The sequence below is a fragment of the Streptomyces sp. NPDC058864 genome, from assembly GCF_042742985.1.
Lineage (GTDB): Bacteria > Actinomycetota > Actinomycetes > Streptomycetales > Streptomycetaceae > Actinacidiphila.
Map to the genome: position 1 here is coordinate 1 of NZ_JBHYMQ010000151.1, position 2,766 is coordinate 2,766.

3 protein-coding genes are annotated in these 2,766 nt (G+C 71.7%); 1 reads left to right on the forward strand and 2 read right to left on the reverse strand.

Annotated elements, in window-relative coordinates:
• Positions 1–44: 44 nt before the first annotated feature.
• On the reverse strand, positions 45–248 hold the full coding sequence (locus tag ACFW3D_RS42030) for a hypothetical protein (protein WP_500513759.1): 204 nt from the start codon (positions 246–248) through the stop codon (positions 45–47).
• Between the two features lie 249 nt (positions 249–497).
• Positions 498–1,934: an aldehyde dehydrogenase gene (locus ACFW3D_RS42035; protein ID WP_500513761.1), complete on the reverse strand. Its 1,437-nt coding sequence runs from the start codon at positions 1,932–1,934 to the stop codon at positions 498–500.
• A 209-nt stretch (positions 1,935–2,143) separates the two neighbouring features.
• Here ACFW3D_RS42035 and ACFW3D_RS42040 point away from each other — a divergent pair, with 209 nt between their 5' ends.
• A complete protein-coding gene (locus tag ACFW3D_RS42040) occupies positions 2,144–2,764 on the forward strand; it encodes a TetR/AcrR family transcriptional regulator (protein ID WP_500513762.1) in 621 nt (206 codons plus the stop codon).
• The last annotated feature ends 2 nt before the right edge of the window (positions 2,765–2,766 follow it).

Here is a 2,766-nt window from a genome sequence, read left to right on the forward strand (position 1 = left end):
CCCCCGGGCGGACCGGAGTCCGCCCGGGGGCGCGGCTGCCGTGGCTACACCCACCTGCAGGTGAGCCACTTCTCGTGGTCGTAGAGGTCCTGCGAGGGGTAGCGCTCGACTATGGGGACCACCTCCGTGATGTCCTCGGGCCGGACGCGTTCGGGCAGCGCGCCGAAGCGGGCCCGGCGCACCACCGCGCCGTTGTCCGCGGCCTTGACCACCTTCACGACCTTGACGACCTTCTGCGTGTTCGGCATGCCGGTCCTCTCTCTCGCTGTGCCGTCCTCAGAAGACCTGGAGGAAGCACCCGCAGGCGACGGTGACGATGGCCACGGCCACCGTGGCCACTTTCATGACGCTGAGCACTTTCACGGGATTCCTCCGGTGGGGGATGGGCGGAGTCGGATACCACCGCGGCTGGTGCCGACGGTCGCACAGCCATCGTCACCTGTCAAGGAGGTGACGATTTCCGGACCTGCGGCGGCCGCCGCGCCATGGCCCGGACGTCACTGCCGGTAGACCGACTGGAACTGCTGGTACGCCTGCAGCCCCTCCGGACCCAGTTCCCGTCCGAGGCCGCTGGACTTCACGCCGCCGTACGGGGAGGCGAGGTCCGGTACGTAACCGTTGATCCCGACCGTGCCGCTGTGGATCCGCCGGGCCACTCGTGTGCCGTGCTCGGGATCGGCGGTCCAGACCGTGCCCGCGAGGCCGTACGCGGAGTCGTTGGCGAGCCGGACGGCCTCGTCCTCGCCGTCGTACGGCGTGATCGTCAGGACGGGTCCGAAGATCTCCTCCTGTGCGACGACCGAGGCGTTGTCCACGTCCGCGAGCACGGTCGGCTCGACGAACCAGCCCCGGTCGAGACCGGCCGGCCGGCCCCCGCCCGCCGTCAGCCGGGCGCCCTCCTCCAGGCCCCTGGCGATGTAGCCCTCCACGCGGTCGCGCTGCCGGGCGCTGACGAGCGGGCCGATCTGCGTGGCGGGGTCCAGGGCGTCGCCCACGACCGCCCCGAGTGCCAGCGCCGTGCAGAACTCGACCACCTCTTGGTAGCGGCCGCGGGGGGCCAGGATCCTCGTACTCGCGAAGCACGTCTGGCCGTTGTTCAGCAGGCCGGCCATGAAGAACCGCTCGGACAGGGAGCCCAGGTCGGCGTCGTCCAGAACGACCGCGGCGGACTTGCCGCCCAGTTCAAGCGTCACCGGTCGCAGCAGCGCCGCGCACGCGGCCGCGACCTGCCGGCCCGCGGCGGTCGACCCCGTGAACGACACCTTGTCGACCCCGGGGTGGGAGACCAGGTACGCACCCACTTCCGGACCGCCGGGCACGAGGTTGACGACCCCGCGGGGGAGGCTCGCCTCCTCGACCGCGTCCGCCAGGACCATCGAGTCGAGCACCGTCTCCGGCGCCGGCTTGAGCACCAGGGTGCAGCCGGCCGCGAGGGCGGGCGCGATCTTGAAGAAGGCGATGGTCTGCGGGAAGTTCCAGGTCATGATCGCGGCGACCACCCCCACCGGCTCCCTGCGGACCAGAGTGCTGCCGGCCGGCAGCCCGGCGCGGCGTTCCTCGAGGGGCGTCCCGGTGGCGAGGGCGGCGTAGTAGCGCAGCAGGGCGGCCGGGACCGTCCCCTCGAACGGCTCGGCCGTGGAGATCGGCATGCCGTTCTGCGCGCTGACCGTGCGCGCCGTCAGCCGGCTCCGGGCCTCGAGCGCACCGGCGAGCCGCAGCATGGCCGCCGCGCGGCGCTCCGGCTCCCACTGGGGCCACCCGCCCGGCGCGTCGAAGGCGGCACGGGCCGCTCGCACGGCGACGTCGACGTCCGCGTCGACGGCCTCGGGCACCGAGCCCAGGCGGGCTCCCGTGCCGGCGGAAGCGGCGGTGATGGTCCCGCTGCCGGCCGGTGTCGTCCACTGCCCCCCGATGAACAGGTCTTTCACATCCATGATGGGTACTTCTTCCGGCTGCGGCCGGGCCGTCTTCACCCGGCTTCGGATGATTCGGCGCGGCGGGAAACCGGCGTGCGTCCGTCGAGCCGGCCGTCGAGCGGCTGGTAGGGGCTTCCGCCGCGTGGGAAGCGTTCTTTTCGCAACAGATGACCGAGAATACTCCTATCTGATGGCATCTGCCCTCAGATAGGGACCGGGGTGACCGCATGAGGAAGTACGGCGGCATGACCGCCGAGGAACGCGTCGCGGCGCGGCGGCGCCGCATCATGGACGCGGCGATCGAGCTGTTCTCGGCGCAGGGCTACGGCGGGACCTCGATGCGCGCGGTGCTCCGCCGCTGCCGTCTGCCGGACCGCTACTTCACGGAGAGCTTCGCCTCCCTCGACGAACTGCTCGCCGGGATCCTCGAGGAGATCCAGCGGGACGAGGCCGAAAAGTGCAGGGCGGCGCTCGCCGCGGGCGGCACGCGCCGCGACCGGGCACGCGGCATGCTCGACGTCCTGGCCGGCGGTGTGGTCGACGACCCGCGCAAGGGCCGCATCAAGCTCGTCGAGTCACTCGCCGGCGGACCGCTCACCGCCGCCGAACGACGCCGCGGACTGCGCCGGCTCGCCTCCCTCGTGGAGTCCCTGCTCCACGAGGCCTGGACCGCCCCCGGCGCGGACGTCACCGCGATGGCCATGGCGGTGGTCGGCGGCGTCAACCAGATCCTGCTCAACTGGGTCGACGGCGGACTCGGACCCCTCCTGTCACTCGCAAGGGTGAATTCGGTATCGGTTCGCTCACAGACGGCAACCTCTTCGTACGACGGACCGTCAGTTACGTAGAA